Here is an 18844-nt window from a genome sequence, read left to right on the forward strand (position 1 = left end):
TGGGCGGTCCGGACCCGGCCCGTCTACGGTGGAAGGGCCATGGCTGTCAACCGGCTCGGCCTGGTCGTCCACCAGGCCCGCCCCACCGCCGTCGCGGGGGCGCGCACCGCCCACGCCTGGGCCGCCGCCCATGGCATCCCCTGCTGTGAACTCGACGTCTGGCGCGGCGACCGGCCCCGGCGCAGCGCCCAGGAGGAGTCCGCGGCCGCCGGCCATCCCGATCTGGTCGTCACCTTCGGCGGCGACGGCACCTTTCTGCGCGGCGCCCGGATCGCGGCCGGGAACGGGGCCGCCGCGCTGGGCGTGAACGTGGGGCGGGTCGGCTTCCTCACCGAGATCACCGCCGACCAGGTGGCGGACGCGCTGGACGCCGTCCACGACGACCGCCACACGGTCGAGGAGCGCATGCTGCTCACCCTGCGGGCGTCCCGGCCGCTGGAGCTGCCCGAGGGCATGGACGCGCTGCTGCGCTACGGGCGGGGCCCCGCCCTGCCCCCGCCCAGGGTCCGCCCCGGCAGCCGCCCCGAGCAGGTCGGCTGGGGCATCCCGCTGGACGCCGTCGCCGTCAACGACGTGGTCTTCGAGAAGCTCGCCCGCGACCGCCAGGCCGGGCTGGGCGTGTACATCTCCGGGCAACTGCTGGCCTCGTACTCGGCCGACGCGGTCATCGTGGCCACCCCGACCGGCTCCACCGCGTACAGCTTCGCGGCCGGCGGGCCGGTGGTCTCCCCGTACCTGGACGCGGTCGTCTTCACCCCGGTCGCCCCGCACATCGCCTTCGACCGCACCGTGGTGGCCGCGGTGGACGAGGCCGTCGCCGTGCGGGTGCTGCCCACCTCGGGGCGGGTGGCGGTCAGCCTCGACGGGCAGTTGCGCGGGGTGCTGGAGCCGGGCGACTGGGTGGCGGCCTACCGGGCACCGGACCGGCTGCGGCTGGTACGGCTCGCGCCGACGCGGTTCTACCACCGGCTGCGGGACCGCTTCCGGCTGGCCGATTCGCCCGCCGCCGACCCGGCCCCGCCGTTCTACCGCCCTCGCTCCCCGGTCCCCGCGGACCTGGCCCATCTGCGGCTGCCGCCGGCTCCCGGCGAGCCACCGGAGCCGGGACGCGGCGACCGGCGCTGAGGACGCGGGGTGCCCCACCCCGATGCCAGGCCGAGGACGTGGGGTGCCCACCCCGATGCCAGGCCGAGGATGCGGGGTGTCCACCGCGGTGCGAGGCTGAGGAGGTGACAGCTCACGCCTTTCACAGTGATCTCACGCTGCGGGTCAACGGCGCCGACCGCCCCCTCACCCTCGACCACCGGGTGACGCTGCTGGACGCCCTCCGCGAACATCTGGCGCTGACCGGGGTCAAGAAGGGGTGCGACCACGGGCAGTGCGGGGCCTGCACCGTTCTGATCGACGGCGAACGGGTCAACAGCTGCCTGGTGTTCGCCGTGGCCGCCCAGGGCCGCGACATCACCACCATCGAGGGTGTCGCGGAGCTCGCCGCCCCGGAGGAACTCCACCCGCTCCAGCGCGCTTTCCTCAAACACGACGGATTCCAGTGCGGCTACTGCACACCGGGCCAGATCTGTTCCGCGATCGGCGCGCTCACCGAGGCCGCCCGTGGCTGGCCCAGCCACGTCACGAAGGACATGGCGGCCGGAGCCGGCGCGCCGGGCGGCCTGGACGCCGAGGAGATCCGGGAGCGGATGAGCGGCAATCTGTGCCGCTGCGGGGCGTACCCCGGCATCGTGGCCGCCATCCGCGAGGTCGCCGGGGCCGACGGCGGCGGGGTGCCGGCCCGCGCCACCACGGGCACGGGAGGCGGGGTGCGATGAAGCCCTTCGCCTACGAACGCGCCACCGCCCCCGAGAGCGCCGCCACCCTGGTGGCCGACTCCACCGAGGCGGTGTATCTCGCCGGGGGCACCAACCTGGTGGACCTGATGAAGCTCGGGGTGACCGAGCCCGCCATGGTCGTCGACATCACCGGGCTCCCGTACGACACCATCGAGCACCGCCCGGACGGCGGTGTGCTCATCGGCGCGCTGGTCCCGGGCAGCCGGCTGGCCGGTGACCCCGGCGTCCGCGCGCGCTTCCCGGCACTGGCCGCATCGCTGCTGTCGGGGGCCTCCGGGCAGCTGCGGACGGTGGCCACCACCGGCGGCAACCTCCTCCAGCGCACCCGCTGCGTGTACTTCCAGGACGTCACCAAACCGTGCAACAAACGGCGGCCGGACACCGGCTGTTCGGCCGTCCAGGGCCTGCACCGCGATCTGGCCGTGCTCGGCACCTCCGACGCCTGCGTGGCGAGCCACCCCTCCGACATGGCGGTGGCGATGGCCGCGCTCGACGCCGTCGTCCAGCTGCGGCGGGTGAACGGCAGCCCTCGTGCGGTGCCGCTGAACGACTTCTATCTGCTGCCCGGTGACACCCCGCACCGCGAGACGGTGCTGCAACCGGGCGATCTGATCACCGGGGTCGAGCTGCCACCGCCCCCCGAGGGCGCCGCCATGGTCTACCGCAAGGTCCGCGACCGCTGGTCCTACGCGTTCGCGCTGGTGTCGGTGGCCGCCGTGGTCGCCACCGACACCGACGGCACCCTGCGGGAGATCCGGCTGGCGCTCGGCGGAGTGGGCACCCGCCCCTGGCGGGCCCGCGAGACCGAGCGGCTGCTGACCGGCCGGCGGCCGGCCGAGGAGACGCTGCGGGAGGCGGCACGGGCCGAGTTCGCCCCGGCGCGCCCGCTGCCGCAGAACGCGTTCAAGATCGACCTCGCCGTGGATCTCATCACCTCGACCGTGCGCGACCTGGTGGAAGGGAAACGGCCATGACCACGCTCCAGCGGACCGTGGGCGCGGACGTGACCCGCGTCGAAGGACGGGAGAAGGTCACCGGTACCGCGCTGTACGCCTATGAGTACCCGGTGCCGGACGCCCTGTACGCGCTGGCGGTGCAGTCCACCGTCCCGCGCGGCCGGGTGCGCGCCGTCGACACCGGCGCGGCCTACGCCCTCCCCGGGGTGGTCGCGGTGCTCGACAGCCACAACGCACCCCGGCTGCACCCGGTCGACGACCCCGAACTCGCCGTTCTCCAGTCCGCCGACATCGCCTACCGGGGGCAGATCGTGGCGGCCGTGGTGGCGGACACCTACGAGACGGCCGCTCAGGCCGCTGCGGCCGTACGGGTCGAGTACGACGTGGCCGACCACGACGCCGAGCTGACGGACGGCGATCCGCGGATCTTCGTCCCCGACACGGTCAACGGCGGCTACCCGGGGCATACGGAGAGCGGCGATGTGGAGGCCGCCCTCGCCGCCGCGCCGGTCGTCCTCGACGCCACGTACACCACGCCCCCGGAACACACCAGCGCGATGGAACCGCATGCCACCATCGCCGTCTGGGACGAGGACTCGCTCACCCTCTACAACGGCGACCAGGGCCCCTGGATGACGGCCGCCACGCTGGCCGGGCTGTTCGGCCTGCCCGAGGGCGCCGTACGGGTCGTCGCCGACCACACCGGCGGGGGCTTCGGCTCCAAGGCGGTTCCCCGCCCGCCCACGGTGCTCGCCGCGCTGGCCGCCCGCGCGGTGGGCCGGCCGGTGAAGGTGGCGGCCACCCGGCAGCAGATGTTCACCATGGTCTCGTACCGGACACCCACCCTCCAGCGCATCCGGCTCGGCGCCGAACGGGACGGACGGCTCACCGCCGTCTGGCACGACGCGCTCCAGCAGAGCTCCACACTCGCCCCGTACTGCGAGCAGACGGCCACCCCCACCCGCGTGATGTACGCCGCGCGCCACCGCCGCACCACCCACCGCCTGGCGCAGCTGGACGTGCCCACGCCCTCGTGGATGCGGGCCCCCGGCGAGGCGCCCGGGATGTTCGCGCTGGAGAGCGCGATGGATGAGCTGGCCGTGGCGCTGGGCATGGACCCCATCGAGCTGAGAGTGGTCAACGAGCCGTCGGTGGACCCCGAGACCGGCCACCCCTTCAGCAGCCGCAATCTGGTGGCCTGTCTGCGCGAGGGCGCGGCGCTCTTCGGCTGGGCGGGCCGCGACCCCGCGCCGAGGCGCCGCCGGGAGGGGCGCTGGCTGGTCGGCACCGGAGTGGCGGCGTCCCTCTTCCCCGCCATCACCTGGCCCGCCACCGCGACCGCCCGGGTCGAGCCGGACGGCGGTTTCACCGTACGGATCGCCGCGGCCGACATCGGCACCGGGGCCCGTACCGCGCTGACCCAGGTGGCGGCGGACGAACTCGGGGTGGGGATCGACCGGGTCACCCTCGACATCGGCCGCAGCGCCTACGGCCAGGCGCCGTTCGCGGGCGGCTCGATGGGCACGAGTTCCTGGGGATGGGCGGTGGCCAAGGCGTGCCGGGCGCTGGCCAAGCGGCTCGACGAGTCCGCCGGCGCGATCCCGCCCGGCGGACTGGAGGAGCGGGCGGACACCACCGAGGACGTCGCGGCGCGCCGGGACTTCTCGCGCCACGCCTACGGCGCCCAGTTCGCCCAGGTGCGGGTGGACGCCGACACCGGTCAGGTACGGGTGGACCGGCTGCTGGGGATGTTCGCCGCCGGACGCATCATCAACCCCCGGACGGCGGGTTCGCAGCTGCGCGGCGCCATGTGCATGGGGCTGTCGATGGCGCTGCACGAGGGCCTCGAAGTGGACCCGCGGTTCGGTGACTTCGCCAACCACGACCTTGCCACCTACCACATCGCGGCCAACGCGGATGTGCCGGACATCCAGGCGCACTGGGTGGAGGAGGACGACGACGAGCTCAACCCGATGGGCAGCAAGGGCGTCGGGGAGCTGGGCATCGTCGGCACGGCGGCGGCGATCGCGAACGCGGTGTACCACGCCACGGGGGCGCGGGTCCGTGATCTGCCGATCACCCTGGAGCGGGTCCGGGCGGGACTGCCCGCCCGCTGAGCCACCGCCCGGCCGGTGCCGCTGTGCCGCCGCCCGGCCGGTGCGGCTGAGCCACTGCCCGGCCCGGTGCCGCTGTGCGGTCGCCCGGTCCGGCGCTGCTGTGCCACCGCCCGGCCCGGCGCCGCTGTGCCGCCGCCCGGCCGGTGCGGCTGAGCCACTGCCCGGCCCGGTGCCGCTGTGCGGTCGCCCGGTCCGGCGCTGCTGTGCCGTCACCCGGTCCGGCGCCGCTGTGCGGTCGCCCGGCCCGGTGCCGCTGAGCCACTGCCCGGCCCGGTGCCGCTGTGCGGTCGCCCGGCCCGGCGCCGTTGAGCCACTGCCCCGCCCGGCGCCGTTGAGCCACTGTCCGGCCGGTGCCGCTGTGCGGTCGCCCGGCCCGGTGCCGCTGAGCCGCCGCCCGGTCCGGTGCCGCTGTGCGGTCGCCCGGCCCGGTGCCGCTGAGCCACTGCCCGGCCCGGTGCCGCTGTGCGGTCGCCCGGCCCGGCGCCGTTGAGCCACTGCCCCGCCCGGCGCCGTTGAGCCACTGTCCGGCCGGTGCCGCTGTGCGGTCGCCCGGCCCGGCGCCGCTGTGCCGTCGCCCGGTCCGGCGCGCCGTGCGGTTGGTTTACCCGGCGCCCCCGCCGGCGGCCCGGTGGGCCAGCTCCTGGCGGACCAGCGGCAGCAGTTCACGGCCGTAGCCGACGGCGTCGTCCAGCGGGTCGTAGCCGCGGATCAGCAGGGTCGTGACGCCGATGTCCACATAGTCCAGCAGCGCCTTCGCGACCGTCTCCGGGGTGCCGACCAGCGCCGTGGAGTTCCCGGCGGCCCCGGTGGCGGCCGCGGTCGCCGTCCACAGCGCCCGGTCGTGGCGCTCCCCCCGGGCCGCGGCGGCCAGCAGCCGCTGGGACCCCACGTTCTGCGGTTCCGGACCTCCGGTCGTGGGCGAGCCCAGCGTCTCGCGGCCCCACCGGGAGGAGGTGAAGGAGCCCGCCGGGCCATGGGTGGTGATGGTGTCGAGAATCCGGTGCGCCCGCTGCCACGCCTGCTCCTCGGTCGCCCCGAGGATGGGCCGGAAGGACACGCTGATACCGGGCGGTTCGGCCCGCCCGGCGGCCTTGGCGGCCCGGTGCACCGAGGCGATCTGCTCCGCCGTCTCCGCCAGCGGTTCGCCCCACAGCGCGAAGGTGTCCGCGTGCTTGCCGCCCACGGTGTAGGCGGCCTCGGAGGAACCGCCGAAGTACAGGGGGATGCGCGGCCGCTGGTACGGGCGGACCTCGGCGTGGAAGTCCTCGAAGCGGTAGAAGCGGCCGTCGTACCCGAACGGCTCCTCGTCCGTCCACGCCCGCTTCAGGATCTCCAGATACTCGTCGGTGCGGGCGTAACGGTCGTCCTTGCCCAGGTAGTCGCCGTCGCGCCGCTGCTCGGCGTCGCGCCCGCCGCTGATGATGTGCACGGCCACCCGGCCGCCGGAGAACTGGTCGAGGGTGGCGAAGGTACGGGCGGCCAGGGTGGGGGCCACGAAGCCGGGCCGGTGGGCCACCAGCAGCCCGAGCCGCTCGGTGTGCGCGGCGACATACGCGGCCACCTGGGCGCCGTCCGGGGTGGCCGAGCCATAGCCGATGAGCACCCGGTCGAAGCCCGCGTCCTCATGGGCGCGGGCGAACCGCAGCGTGTAATCGGCGTCCACGACGGGGCCACGGGCCGGGTGGATCTCGGACACCTCACGGGTGCCGATCATTCCGATGAACTCGACGGACATCGTCAGCCTTTCTCATGAGGGGCGGAACGCGACCGGGGGGAGGGTCACCGCCCGGCTTCCTCGCGGGTTTCTCCGGTGGCCGCCATCAGCTCCGGCGGCCGCTGTGCGGCGGCCGGAGCGGCCGCCTGGGCGACCAGCTCACGCCACCGCGGCACCCGGTGGCAGGCGGCGAAGCGCCCTTGGCCCACCGGGGCCGGCGCGGGCGCGGTGCGGCAGGAGTCGATGACGAACGGGCAGCGGTGGCCGAAGACACAGCCCTCCCGCGCCGTCCAGGCGGGCGGTTCGGCCGACGGGCGCAGCGCCGCCGCGCCCGGCCCCTTCTCGGCCCGTACGCTCGGCGCGGAGGCGGTGAGCAGCGCGGTGTACGGATGCAAGGGGTGGCTGAACACCTCCCGTACCGGCCCCTGTTCCACCACCCGGCCGCGGTAGAGCACCGCCACCCGGTCCGCGATGCCCGCCAGCGAGCTGAGGTCGTGCGAGATGACGACGACGGCCATCCGGTGCTCGGTGCGCAGCCGGTCCAGCAGCCGCAGCACCCGGTTGCGGTTGGAGGCGTCCAGGGCGCTCACCGGCTCATCGGCGATCAGCAGCCGGGGCCGGGTGACGATCGCCCGCGCGAGCAGCACCCGCTGCCGCTGACCGCCGGAGACCGCCCCCGGCAGCCGGTCGCCGAGGCGAGCCGGGTCCAGGCCCACCGTCGTCAGCGCCTCGTCCACCCGCGCCGCGCTCCCGGCGTCGTCGAGCTGGCCCGCGACCGCGAGCGGCTCCGCCACCGCCCGCCGGACCGTCAGCTCCGGGTCCAGGGCCCGCAGCGGGTCCTGGAACGCGTAACTCATCCGCCCCGAACGGCGGAACGCGCGCAGTGCGCGCCCCCGCAGCCCGGAGACCTCGCGCCCGTCGAAGACCACCCGGCCCGAACGCGGGGCGACCAGGCCCACGGTGGCACGGGCCAGCGTGGTCTTGCCGGAGCCGGTCTCCCCGATGACCCCGACGATCTCCCCCTCGCCCACGGACAGCTCCACACCGTCCAGCACCGGCCGCGCGCCCCGCCGGCCGAAGGCCACGGTCAGCCCGGAGATCTCCAGCAGCCCGCTCATACCGCCACCTCCCGGGCGCCGCGCGCACCGGCCCGCGACAGATCGATCTCCTCGCCGCGCACACACCGCACCCGGCGCCCGTCGGCCGTCTCCCGCAGCGGCACCGGGCCGCTGCGGCACGCCGGCGCGGCGAACCCGCAGCGGTCCGCGAACCGGCAGCCCGGCAGCCGCGCGCCCACCTCAGGTGGCGCGCCGGGGATCACCTCCAGCTCGCGCCGCTCCCAGTCGCCGACCGTGGCCACGCGCAACAGCGCCTCGGTGTACGGGTGCAGGGGGTCGTTCAGCACCCGCTCGGCCGGGCCGTCCTCGACCAGTTCCCCGGCGTAGGCCACCAGGATGCGGTCGCACACCTCGGCGATCACCGCCAGATCATGGCTGACCAGCAGCAGCGCCAGATCGTGCTCGGCGCGCATCCGGGCCAGCAGCTCCAGCACCTCGGCCTGGACCACCACATCCAGCGCGGTGGTGGCCTCGTCGGCCACCAGCAGATCCGGTGCGCAGGCCACCGCGATGGCGATCAGCACCCGCTGGAGCATCCCGCCGGACAGCTCGTGCGGATGGCGCCGGGCGACCTCGGCGGGGTCGTGCAGCCCGACGGCGGCGAACAGCTCGACGGCCCGCTCGTGGGCCCGCGCCCGGTCCAGTCCCCGCTTCACCCGCAGCACCTCGGTCAGCTGACGCCCCACGGTCAGCGACGGGTTGAGATACGAGGCGGGGTCCTGGAAGACGGCGCCCACCCGGGTGCCCCGCACCCGGTCCCACTCCCGGCGCGACAGCCCGGTCAGCTCCTCACCGGCCAGCGTGATGCGGCCCTCGAAGACCGCGCAGCCCGGGGGCAGCAGCCCCAGCACCGACCGGCAGATGAGGGTCTTGCCGCTGCCGGACTCGCCGACCAGGCCGACGGCCTCACCGCGGCCCACGGTGAACGACACATCGCGTACGGCCGTCAGCCGCCCGGCGGAGACGGTGACGCCGAGCCCCTCGACGGACAGCGCGGCCGGCCGGGGGACGGGCCCGCCGGGCGCGGCGGGATCAGGCGACGGGGAGTGCGGCATCGGCCTGCTCCTTGGTGGTGTCGGGGGAGTCGGCGGTGGCGTCCGGGGCACCGGTGGGCAGCAGCTCGTCCGCCCCGGCGTCCCGTACGGCGTCGGCCAGCAGATTGAGCGCCCCGGCGGTGATGACGATCAGCGCGGCCGGGAACACCGGTGCCCAGATCTGCTGGGTGAGGAAGCCCAGATCGGTGGCGAGCATGCCGCCCCAGGTGGCGGCGGGCGGCTGCACACCGACCCCGAGGAAGGTCAGCGAGGAGACCACCAGCAGACACGTGGCCAGCGCCTGGGCGGCCGTGACGATGACCGTCGGCAGGACCTTGCTCCAGATGTGGGTGCGCAGCACCCGCCCCACCGAGGCGCCGAACAGCTCGGCCGACTCCACGTACTGGGCGTGCCGCAGGCTCAAGCCGGCGGCGCGGGTCATCCGGAAGAACAGCGGGGCGTAGAGCACCCCGAGCGCCAGCATGGCCTGGTGCATCCCATTGCCCAGCGCGCCCACGACCGCGATGGCGAACACGGTGAACGGCAGCGTCATCAGCGCGTCGACGACCCGCTGCGCGATCCACTCGCCCACCCGCCCCATCCACAGCGAGACCAGACCGGCCGGCACCCCCACCGCCATCGCGGCAGCCACCGCCTCCACCGCGCCCGCCACCGAGCGGCCACTGCCCTCCAGCAGCCGGCTGAGCACATCGCGGCCCAGATAGTCGGTGCCCAGGAGATGGCCGGGGCCGGGACCGCGCAGCATGTTCCGGGGGTTCTGGGCGAGTGGGTCATGGGGCGCGAGCCAGCCGCCGAACACCGCCAGCAGCGCGATGGCCAGCAGCACCAGCAGCGCCACCTTGGCGGAGGCGGGCCGCCACGCCCGTCGCAACGTCCTCATCGGCGCGTCACCTCCCGGCGCCGGGCGGCGGGGTTCAGCGCGAGCAGCGCCGCGTTGACGGCCACGTTGACGACCAGCACCACCGCGATGGTCACCAGCAGCGTCCCCTGGATCACCGGGATGTCGTGCTGCTCCGCCGACTGGAGGGTGAGCTGGGCGAGGCCGGGCAGCGCGAAGATCTGCTGGGTGACCACCGCGCCGCCGAGCAGCATCGGCACGCTCATCCCGAGCGCCGTGAGCGCCGGTCCGGCGGCGTTGCGCAGGGCATGGCCGAACACCACCCGCCGGGCGCGCAGCCCGCGCATCACCGCGCCCGTCACATAGTTCTCCCGCAACGTCCCCACCAGGGAGGTGCGCAGCTGACGGGCGATGGCGGCCGCGGCCTCCAGGCTCAGCGCGAACGCGGGCATCACGGTGTACCGCAGCCACTGCGCCGGGTCCATGTCCAGCGGCACATAGCCGCCGGACGGCAGCCAGCCCAGCTTCAGCGAGAACACCGTGACCAGCGCGATGGCCACGACGAAACCGGGCAGTGTGCCGAGCAGCGCGCACAGCGCGGTGACGGCGCGGTCCAGCCGGCCGCCGGCCCTGAGCGCGGCGGCGACACCGGCCGCGCCGCCCAGCACCACCGCCATCAGCAGCGCGAGCCCGGCGATGGACAGGTCCACCGGAATCGCCTGCCGGATGCTGTCGGCCACCGGGACGGTGGTGAACCACGAGCGGCCCAGGTCCCCGGTGAAGGCGTGCCCCAGCCACGACACGTACTGCTCCCACAGGGGCCGGTCCAGGCCGAACTGGTGGTTCATCCGGGCGATGTCGGCGGGTGTCGCCGTCTCGCCGAGCACCGCCGCCGCCGGATTGGCCCCGGAGAGCGCGCCGAGACCGAAGGTGAGCGCGGAGGACAGCAGGAAGACCGTGCCCGCCGTGGCCAGGACGCGGCCGAGCGAGCGGGGGACACGGGCCGGCCGTACGGCCTTCCGGCGCATCCGCGCGATATGCGGAGCGAGCGCGGTCATCCGGCCGTCACCCCCTCGAACCGCTGCACCACCGGGAGCGCGGGGATGGGGGAGACGGAGGAGGTACGGGCCAGGGCGCGCGGCACCGTGTAGAGGAACACGTTCGGCATCGTGCGCACCGCCACCGAGGTGGCCGCCCGCAGCACCTCCGGATAGCGCGGCGACTCCAGCGGAGTGCGGCGCACCGCGGCCACGGCGGCCTCCAGTTCGGGCGTGGTCCGGCGGGAGGGGTTCATCAGCCCCTCCGCGCCGAAGAGCACCTGCATGGCCTGCACCGGTGACTCCCGCCCGGCGAACTGGTCGAGGTACAGGGCGCGGGAGTGCTGGACGTACACCACCTGGGAGGCCCGCGCCGCGGGGATGACCTCGATCCGGGCCCGGAACCCGACCCGGTTCAGCTGCGCCTGGAGCTGCTCGGGCGCGCCCTGCGGCTGGGTGGTGGTGATGGTCACCTCGACGCCGTCGTGGTATCCGGCCTCCCGGAGCAGCCGGCGCGCCCGCTCCGGGTCGTGCTCGTACACCGCGCCGAGCCCCGGGTCGAAGCCCGGGTAGCCGGGCGGAAACGGCTGGTGGTCCACCTCGCCGTGGCCGAACTGCTCGCTGTCCAGCAGGGCCTGGCGGTCCACGGCGTACTTCAGGGCCTTGAGGACGGCGGGGTCGTCGAAGGGCTTCATAGTGGTGTTCACATCCAGGACGCGCACCACCATCGAGGGGATGAGCTGCACCGGGAAACCGGCCTCACGCGCCGCCTTCACCTGGCTGAACGGGATCTGGGCCACATTGAGCCGCCCCGACTGGAGCGCGGCGAGCGCCGTGGTCTCATCGGGCTTCGGATACGCCTCGAAGCGCTCGACGGCGATGTGTTCGGCGTTCCAGTAGCCGGGGTCGCGGCGCAGACTGGCCATGGAGTTCTGGGTGTAGGACACCAGCCGGAACGGGCCGTGGCCGACCGGCCGGGTGGCCAGGCGCGCCTCGTCCGCGCCGAACGCGGTGGGGCTGACCACCATGCCGGTCTTCCCGGCCAGCAGCGCGGGCAACTGGTAGTCGGCCTCGGTGAGTTCCAGGACCACGGTGTGCGGATCGGGCGCCCGTACCGTCTCGATGCTGGTCAGCTGGGAGGCGATCAGGGACTCGGGGTGGTTCTTGCCGCGGTCGAGGCTTTTCTTCACGGCCTCGGCGTTCACCGGGGTGCCGTCGGAGAACCGCAGCCCCCGACGGAGGGTGAAGGTGAGCCGCCGGCCGTCGGGGGAGTAGCGCCAGGAGGAGGCGAGCGCGGGCTTGGCGCCGCCCTTGGCGTCGAGCTGGGTCAGCCCGGAGTAGACCAGGGACAGCAGATGGACGTCCCAGCCCTTGGAGGAGAACACCGGGTCCCAGGTGGAGGGCAGATCCCAGCCCCAGCGCAGGGTGTCGCCCCCGCCGCCCGCCCCGGTCGTCGCCACCCCGCCGCAGGCGGCCAGCAGCAGGGAGCCACCCGCCCCCAGCGCGAGCCCGAGCACCGAGCGGCGGCCCGGAGCGGGGTCCGGCGGCGGATCGGGCGGAAGGCGGACGGGAAGCGGCGGGGCGGCGGGAGACATGGCTGGACGTCGCCTTTCGTGGTGTCGACTGCCCCCGGGGCGGCCGTGGAACAGCGCGCGTCACCGCACCTGGCGCGCACAGGGACATGCGAACGGGCGGCGGCCGGTGCGGGCCGGAGGCGCTGGGCCCGGGGCGGACATGCGAGAAGGAGGAGAAGGAGAAGCAGAAAGGGCAGAACGAGCGGAACAGGGCGCTCGGGGGACGTGGCGGACCGCGGGAGCGGGCGGTCAGCGACAGATGGCGCTGGCGGTGCGCCGGAAGTCCACGTATCGGCACACCACGGCGGAGTGCGTCGTCATCATGTGCCCATGGTGAGGGGCCAGACCCCGCGAAGTCAATGGACACCTTTTGGTGTCTCATTGGCCAAGACGGCTACGGCCTGGGGGTTTTCAGCTCGGGGAGGGTGAGTGCCGGATGGGTGGCGGCCTCGTCCGGGTGCAGCCACAGCGGACCGCCCGCCGTGTCCACCCGTACGGCCGAGGGCGGGGGAGTGGCGCCGCCCGTCAGCAGCGACAGATCGGGTCCGGTCAGGCTGCGGTGCTCCGCCAGCGCCTCCTCCGGGCCGGTCAGGGGCGCGTCCCAGAGGTGATGGGGCGCCACCGTGCGCAGCGCCGCCGTGTACTCGGCCATGCTCCGCCACCCCGGTGCGGCCACCCGCCCGCCGGGGCCGGAGAACACCAGGGTGGGCAGGGCGTAACGCACCCCGTCGTCGGTCTCCTTGACGCCCGTGCCGTGCGGACCCGGGGCGTGGAACGCGCGCGCCTCCGGGACGGGGGCACGGGCCTCGGCGTGGTCCCGCCGGACGGCCGCCACCACCGACGGCTCGCCCATCTCCGCGCCCAGCCGCCCCACATCGACACCGTCGAGACCGGCCAGGGCGTCGAGCACCCGCTCGGCGGTATCGGCCGGAGTGCCCAGGACGAACGTGGTCTCGCGCAGCCGCCGCAGCACCCGCTCCGCGGCCGTCGCGCCCTGCCGCTCGGCCGCCTTCGCGGCGAGCGAGGCGGGCCGGCTGGTGGCCGCCACCCACCGCAGCCGGTGTGCGTAGGGCGCCCGCGTATGACGGGCGATATCGGTGATGTAGCGGCTGTACCAGGCGGTCTCGGCCGCCGGGTCCGGCGCCGGATCGTCGCCCTCGTCGAAGAGGATGCCGAACACCCGGCGCCAGCGGACCCGCCCCGCGGTGAGCGCGCGCAGCCGGCGGAACGCGGGCTCCGATCCCCAGGCCCACGGGCAGGCCGGATCGGTGAACTCCACCACCTCGACGGCCCCGGACCCGACGGCCCCGGATCCGACGGCCCCGACCTCGGCGGCGCCGTCGCCGCTCGCACCGCTGTGCCGGGGCCGGCCGGCGCCCGTGGGCGTCATACCGCCAGCCGTTCGCCGACCAGGTCGCTCAGGGCGGTGGTGGTCAGCACCCGGCGCACATGGTCCTCCATCCCGCGCCACACCCCGGGCAGCCCGGCCGCCGGGCCGTGGTAGCCGAGGTCGTCCAGCCGCTCGCCGCGCAGGGTCAGGAACGCGCCGTCCACGGCGAGCACGATGTCCGCGAGCGTCATCTCGGCGGGGTCGCGGGCGAGCCAGTAGCCACCCTCGCAGCCGCGCTGGCTGCGCACCAGACCGGCCTGGCGCAGATCGCGGAAGACCGCCTTGAGGAACCGGAAGGGGATGTCCTGGGAGGTCGCTATCGCCTCGCAGGTGAGCGGTCTGCTCGCGTCCGCGGCCAGCTCCGCCAGCGCCCGGACCGCGTAGTCCGCCTTCGCCGAGATCTGCATACGGTCATTATGCAGCCTGGATCGGCCGTGTTGTGCCTGGTGAGCGAAAGGACACCTGTTGACATCCATTGCCGGGACTTTCTACGGTCGATGCCATGACGACGCCCGGCGGCCACCCCGCGCAGCAGCACGACGCGTTCCATCCGCATCTGAGGGACACCGCCCCCGACGGCCCCCTGCGGACGCGTCTGCACCACATCCGTACCGAGGACGTCGACCCCGGCACCGCCCAGACCGAGGGCATGCGGCGGTTCGCCGCGATCAGCGGTCAGTCGGTGGGGTCCGAGCGGCTCTGGATGGGCCAGACCCATGTGGCGCCGGACACCGCCTCCGCCAACCACCACCACGGCGCGTCCGAGACGGCCATCTTCGTGGTGCGGGGTCACCCCGAGTTCGTCTTCGCCGAGGAACGGGACGGACAGGTGGAGGAGATCCGGCTGCGCACCCGGCCGGGGGACTACATCTTCGTGCCGCCGTATGTGCCGCACCGGGAGGAGAACCCGGACCCCGACGACGAGGCGGTGGTGGTCATCGCCCGCAGCACCCAGGAGGCCATCGTGGTCAACCTGCCGGAGCTGTACGTGCTGGAGCACGGGGAACAGGGGGAGCGGGGAGAGCGGCGGGAGCGGGGGGAGTAACCGACCGGGCCGGCCATGCATTCGGCCGCCGCTCGCGGGTAATCGCCTGTGCTGTGTCCCCTCCACGAACCCCACCGAGGAAAGGAGCGGCATCATGAGCGACGACCGGCGGCCGGAAGAGGGCGAGGAGCGCGGCGGGATCCCCCGGGACCTCCCCGACCAGCAGGCGCAGGACGGGCCCGACCACCTGGACGTGGCGGGCGCCGGCCAGGAGCCCGAGGAGACGGACGACGTCCCCGAGACGGACGAGTCCGGCACGGGGCGGCGGGGGAAGCCGCAGACCGGAAGCGTCCACCCCGAGCAGCCCGTCCCGGACGAGCCCTCGGGGTGAGCGCCCCGGGGCGGAACGGGGAAACGGACGCGGCTCAGCCACCGGCGGGGCGGGCGCGGACATGGATGCGCTCACCCTGCGCCCCGAAGAGGGAGAGGAACTCCACCGGCTGATCCCCGGCGTTGGCGAAGCCATGGGGGGTGCGGGTGTCGAATTCGGCGGCCTCCCCGGCCGTGAGCACCAGGTCGTGTTCGCCCAGCGCCAGCCGCAGCCGCCCGGAGAGCACATAGAGCCACTCATAGCCCTCGTGCACCCGCTGCTCGAGCGGTGCGTCGCGCTCGCCCGGCGGCCGGGGCGGCATGATCTGCTTGTAGGCGTGCAGCCCGCCCAGATAGCGGGTCAGCGGAACGAACGTGTGGCCGTACCGGGTGAACGGCCGCGCGTGGATACGCGGATCCCCGGTGGCCGGCGCCCCCACCAGCTCGTCCAGCTGCACCCCGTACGCCTTGGCCAGCGGCAGCAGCAGCTCCAGCGTCGGTTTGCGCTGCCCCGACTCCAGCCGGGACAGCGTGCTCAGCGAGATCCCGGTCGTCTCGCTCAGCTGGGCCAGGGTGGTGCCACGGGTGCGCCGCAACGCCCGCAGCCGGGGCCCTACGGCGGTCAGCACCTCCGTGAGATCTTCATCAGCCATACCCTCATTTGCCACCTCGGCAAAGCGCTGTGTCAAGTGGCGGCTGCCATGCGCACTCTCCCGCCGTCATGAACCGGTGCGCCGGAACACCCAGTCCATGCGTGGCTCCAGCACGGGCCGCAGGACCCGGCGCACCGGCTGGGTGCACAGCGCGCTGATCATGAGCACCGCGGCCGCGGTGACGGCGAGCTCCCCGAGCGGGGTGTGCAGCCACGGATGGTCGTACCAGTCCCAGAACCGGGACGACTTGATGATGAAGCCGTGCAGCAGATAGCCGTACAGCGTCCCGGAGCCGAGCGCGGTGAACCAGGTCCGGCGCCCCGGCACCCAGGCCAGGAAGCAGGCGGTCAGCACCAGCGCCAGAGCGAAGAGGACGGGTGTGGTGAGCAGACCGGCCCACGGCGGCACGCCGTCCAGCCTCGCCACGCTCGTGCGGTGGTAGAACCACTCCGCGTCCAGCCAGGGCGCCACCTTGTACGCCGTGCCCAGGGCGAGGATTCCGACCGGAAGGGCGATCAGCCGGGCCCGCCGGTTCCGCAGCCGGGTGAAGTGGTCCGGCCGCAGGGTGAGCCCGAGCACGAAGAACGGCAGGAACGCCAGCACCCGCTGGAGGCCCAGATCCCCGCCGCTGTCCGGCGAGGCCGAGGCCAGCGCCGCCACCGCCAGCGCCACCGGCACCGGATGGCGCAGCGCGAGCCACAGCGGGGTGGTGATCCGCCAGATGAACAGCGCGGCCAGGAACCACATCACGTACCAGGGGTCGAGCAGGCTGATCGGATAGCCCGGATCGTCCTGTGCCCAGCGGTAGAACAGGGTGTACGCGACCTCGAACACCACATACGGCACCACGACCCCGGTGAACAGCCGTTTCACCCGCCCCGGGGACATGTCGAAACTCCGCGAGAAGTAGCCCGATATGAGGGCGAACGCGGGCATGTGGAACGCGTACACCAGCAGATAGACCGCGGTGGCGGCCCGGCTGCCGTAGGTGAGCGGCTCCCATGCGTGGCCACAGGCCACCAGCACGATGGTCAGGTACTTCGCGTTGTCGAAGTACGGGTCGCGCGTGCGGCCTTTCGGCGCGGCGCCGTCCCGCGGCCGGGGTACGGCCGGGGGCGTGGTCACACCGGTGGGGCTCTCCTGCTGCACAGATTCTCCTGAACACCTTTGATCGAGCCGACAGTCGAATCCTGGTCGCCTGCCCGGTTCGGCCGTGGCCATGCGGTCCTGGATTCGGAACCCCGTACGATACGTGCGCTCCGGCCGTGACACGCACCGGCTGACGGTACTCGCGGGGATTCCCTGGTGATCTCGGCCTCGGCTTCCTCCCGCAGGGCACGGGGATCACGGCCAGGGCATGGGGAATCACGGCCAGGGCATGGGGAATCACGGCACGGGAAGCGGTCAATCACGACACGGGAAGCCGGCTCAGCGAGGTCAGCTCGGCGTGCGCGGAGGCGAACAGCAGGGCGACGGCCAGGGCACCCGGGTCCGGGACGCCACGGGCGTGGTCACCGGTGTAGCTGGCGCGCCCGCGGCGGGCGCGCAGATCGGTCGTGGCGCGGGCCCCCCGATGCGCGGCGACCGCGGCCACGTGGAGCGCGTGCGCGGGGTCGGCGGTGGGTGCGCAGGAGGCGAGTGCCCGTGCGGCGGGGACGAGGGCGTCCACCATCGTCTTGTCGCCCACCTCGGCCTCGCCGACCCGCTGGATCGCGGCCGCCCCCGCGGCGGTGCCCAGGGCCAGCGCGGCGGTCCCGGGCGGGTCGGCGGCCATCCCCAGCGCGTCGGCGAGTTCCTGGAAGAGCAGCCCGAACAGGGGACCGCTGGTGCCGCCGACGTCGTCCAGGAAGACCCGCGCGGCGGCGTCGAGCGGCACGTCCGGGCCCCTTCGGCCATTCCCCGTGCTGGCCACCAGTGCCTCCAGCGCACGGCGGACACCGTCCATCCCGGTGACCAGGTTGGCGCCGAAGTCCCCGTCGCCCGCCTTCTGGTCGAGCGCGGTGAGCTCGGGTTCCACGGAGCGTACGGTGGCGGCGAACCGGGTCAGCCAGTCCAGGACGGCGGCGTGGGAGAGGCCCTTCGGGCCGGGCTGGTCGGACATGGGCGGGCAACTCCTCGGGACGGTGGGGCGGGGTCAGGGGGTCAGCGGGGTCACAGGGGCCAGGCGGGGGTGCGGGCGGGGGCGTCCCACAGCCGCAGCGCCTCCGCGTCGGTGGCGAACAGGGTCAGCGAGAAGCCCCGCATGTCCAGGGCGCTGACGAAGGTGCCGGTCAGGGAGCGGTCGAGGCCGACACCCCGGTCGTCGAGGGCCTTGGCGACGGCGTGCCGGATGCCGTACAGCTCGAGTGAGGTGATCGAGCCCAGCCCGTTGACCAGGGCGAGCACCCGTGTCCCGGCGGTGTCGGGGAGCGCCGCCAGCAGCTGGTCCGTCATGGTCTCGACCAGCTTGCCGAGCGGTGCGTGCGGGGTGGTCCCCTCGGCGCGTTCGCCGTGGATGCCGACCCCGAACTCCAGGACGTTGTCGGGGAGGGCGAAGGCCGGCGCCCCGGAGGCGGGCGTGGTGTGGGCGGCCGAGGCGACGGCCAGGCTGCGGGAGCGCCGGGTCACCTCGGTGCCGAGGGCGGCCAGGTCCTCCAGGCCGCGTCCCTCGTCGGCGGCGGCGCCGAGGATCTTCTCCACGATCAGGGTGGCGCCGGTGCCGCGCCGGCCGACCGCGATGTCGTCGGAGTCGGTGGCGAGGTCGTCGTCGATGAGGACGCGGGCGCAGTGGATGCCCTCGTGGGCGAGGCGTTCGGCGGCGATGCCGAAGTTGATGCGGTCCCCGGTGTAGTTCTTGACGATGTGCAGCACCCCGTCGGGCCCGGCGACGGCGCGGCTGGCCTCGAAGATCTGCCGGTTGTGGGGCGAGGCGAAGATCCGGCCGGGGCAGGCGGCGTCCAGCATCCCGGTGCCGAGGAAACCGGAGTGCAGGGGTTCATGGCCGGAGCCACCTCCCGAGACCAGCCCGACGCGGCGGGTGGGCGCGGTGTGGCGGGTGCGGAAGTACCCGTGGTCGGGGTGGTAGGCGACGAGATCGGCATGGGCGGCGGCGAAGCCCGCGAGCGCGTCGGGAACGAGAGACTCGGGCGAGTCGCGGAAGTACTGGGGCATGATCTCAGCTCCCTGGGCGAGTGGGGCGGACGGGGTGGACT

At 74.2% G+C, this 18844-nt stretch carries 18 protein-coding genes; 6 read left to right on the forward strand and 12 right to left on the reverse strand.

The window, feature by feature from the left end; all coding sequences use genetic code 11:
• The first annotated feature begins 39 nt into the window (after positions 1-39).
• The 4 genes from PS467_RS37150 (at position 40) to PS467_RS37165 (ending at position 4920) form a co-directional block, all read left to right on the forward strand.
• Positions 40-1125, forward strand: a complete 1086-nt coding sequence (locus tag PS467_RS37150) for an NAD(+)/NADH kinase (RefSeq protein WP_311038927.1) — start codon at positions 40-42, stop codon at positions 1123-1125.
• 104 nt (positions 1126-1229) lie between these two features.
• Entirely contained in the window at positions 1230-1826 is a 597-nt protein-coding gene (locus tag PS467_RS37155) for a 2Fe-2S iron-sulfur cluster-binding protein (RefSeq protein WP_311038928.1), read from the forward strand.
• Entirely contained in the window at positions 1823-2821 is a 999-nt protein-coding gene (locus PS467_RS37160) for an FAD binding domain-containing protein (protein ID WP_311038929.1), read from the forward strand. The genes PS467_RS37155 and PS467_RS37160 overlap by 4 nt, the downstream gene beginning before the upstream one ends.
• Positions 2818-4920 carry a xanthine dehydrogenase family protein molybdopterin-binding subunit gene (locus tag PS467_RS37165; RefSeq protein WP_311038930.1) on the forward strand — a complete coding sequence of 701 codons (2103 nt, stop codon included), beginning with the start codon at positions 2818-2820 and terminating at the stop codon, positions 4918-4920. The genes PS467_RS37160 and PS467_RS37165 overlap by 4 nt, the downstream gene beginning before the upstream one ends.
• A 601-nt stretch (positions 4921-5521) precedes the next feature.
• On the opposite strand, the gene PS467_RS37170 is transcribed toward PS467_RS37165, so the two are convergent.
• The 8 genes from PS467_RS37170 to PS467_RS37205 all read right to left on the reverse strand — a co-directional run bounded on the left by PS467_RS37170 (position 5522) and on the right by PS467_RS37205 (position 14053).
• Positions 5522-6655, reverse strand: a complete 1134-nt coding sequence (locus PS467_RS37170) for an LLM class flavin-dependent oxidoreductase (RefSeq protein WP_311038931.1) — start codon at positions 6653-6655, stop codon at positions 5522-5524.
• A gap of 44 nt (positions 6656-6699) precedes the next feature.
• Positions 6700-7752, reverse strand: coding sequence for an ABC transporter ATP-binding protein (locus PS467_RS37175; protein ID WP_311038932.1), 1053 nt, complete (start codon positions 7750-7752; stop codon positions 6700-6702).
• Positions 7749-8807, reverse strand: a complete 1059-nt coding sequence (locus PS467_RS37180) for an ABC transporter ATP-binding protein (protein WP_311038933.1) — start codon at positions 8805-8807, stop codon at positions 7749-7751. Before PS467_RS37180 ends, PS467_RS37175 begins: the two co-directional genes overlap by 4 nt.
• Positions 8785-9687 carry an ABC transporter permease gene (locus PS467_RS37185; RefSeq protein WP_311038934.1) on the reverse strand — a complete coding sequence of 301 codons (903 nt, stop codon included), beginning with the start codon at positions 9685-9687 and terminating at the stop codon, positions 8785-8787. The genes PS467_RS37180 and PS467_RS37185 overlap by 23 nt, the downstream gene beginning before the upstream one ends.
• Entirely contained in the window at positions 9684-10703 is a 1020-nt protein-coding gene (locus PS467_RS37190) for an ABC transporter permease (protein WP_311038935.1), read from the reverse strand. The genes PS467_RS37185 and PS467_RS37190 overlap by 4 nt, the downstream gene beginning before the upstream one ends.
• The gene (locus PS467_RS37195) at positions 10700-12277 is read right to left on the reverse strand and encodes an ABC transporter substrate-binding protein (RefSeq protein WP_311038936.1); all 1578 of its coding nucleotides are present in this window, start codon (positions 12275-12277) and stop codon (positions 10700-10702) included. Before PS467_RS37195 ends, PS467_RS37190 begins: the two co-directional genes overlap by 4 nt.
• Before the next feature lie 373 nt (positions 12278-12650).
• Positions 12651-13646 (reverse strand): DsbA family oxidoreductase, encoded by a 996-nt coding sequence (locus PS467_RS37200; protein WP_311038937.1) that lies wholly within the window; start codon positions 13644-13646, stop codon positions 12651-12653.
• Positions 13643-14053, reverse strand: a complete 411-nt coding sequence (locus PS467_RS37205; protein WP_268976068.1) for an RrF2 family transcriptional regulator — start codon at positions 14051-14053, stop codon at positions 13643-13645. The genes PS467_RS37200 and PS467_RS37205 overlap by 4 nt, the downstream gene beginning before the upstream one ends.
• 95 nt (positions 14054-14148) lie before the next feature.
• Here PS467_RS37205 and PS467_RS37210 point away from each other — a divergent pair, with 95 nt between their 5' ends.
• Together PS467_RS37210 and PS467_RS37215 are read left to right on the forward strand one after the other, a co-directional pair.
• Positions 14149-14691, forward strand: a complete 543-nt coding sequence (locus PS467_RS37210) for a cupin domain-containing protein (RefSeq protein WP_311038938.1) — start codon at positions 14149-14151, stop codon at positions 14689-14691.
• Positions 14692-14785: 94 nt separating this feature from the next.
• Complete coding sequence (locus PS467_RS37215) at positions 14786-15022, forward strand: hypothetical protein (RefSeq protein WP_268976070.1); 237 nt, start codon at positions 14786-14788, stop codon at positions 15020-15022.
• A gap of 34 nt (positions 15023-15056) precedes the next feature.
• On the opposite strand, the gene PS467_RS37220 is transcribed toward PS467_RS37215, so the two are convergent.
• The 4 genes from PS467_RS37220 to PS467_RS37235 all read right to left on the reverse strand — a co-directional run bounded on the left by PS467_RS37220 (position 15057) and on the right by PS467_RS37235 (position 18803).
• Complete coding sequence (locus PS467_RS37220; RefSeq protein ID WP_311038939.1) at positions 15057-15653, reverse strand: helix-turn-helix domain-containing protein; 597 nt, start codon at positions 15651-15653, stop codon at positions 15057-15059.
• A gap of 66 nt (positions 15654-15719) precedes the next feature.
• Positions 15720-16802, reverse strand: coding sequence for an acyltransferase family protein (locus PS467_RS37225; protein ID WP_432280687.1), 1083 nt, complete (start codon positions 16800-16802; stop codon positions 15720-15722).
• Positions 16803-17061: 259 nt separating this feature from the next.
• The gene (gene dhaL / locus PS467_RS37230; protein ID WP_268976072.1) at positions 17062-17754 is read right to left on the reverse strand and encodes a dihydroxyacetone kinase subunit DhaL; all 693 of its coding nucleotides are present in this window, start codon (positions 17752-17754) and stop codon (positions 17062-17064) included.
• Positions 17755-17804: 50 nt separating this feature from the next.
• Positions 17805-18803, reverse strand: a complete 999-nt coding sequence (locus tag PS467_RS37235) for a dihydroxyacetone kinase subunit DhaK (RefSeq protein WP_268976073.1) — start codon at positions 18801-18803, stop codon at positions 17805-17807.
• Between the last annotated feature and the right edge of the window lie 41 nt (positions 18804-18844).

It is taken from the genome of Streptomyces luomodiensis (assembly GCF_031679605.1).
GTDB lineage: Bacteria > Actinomycetota > Actinomycetes > Streptomycetales > Streptomycetaceae > Streptomyces > Streptomyces luomodiensis.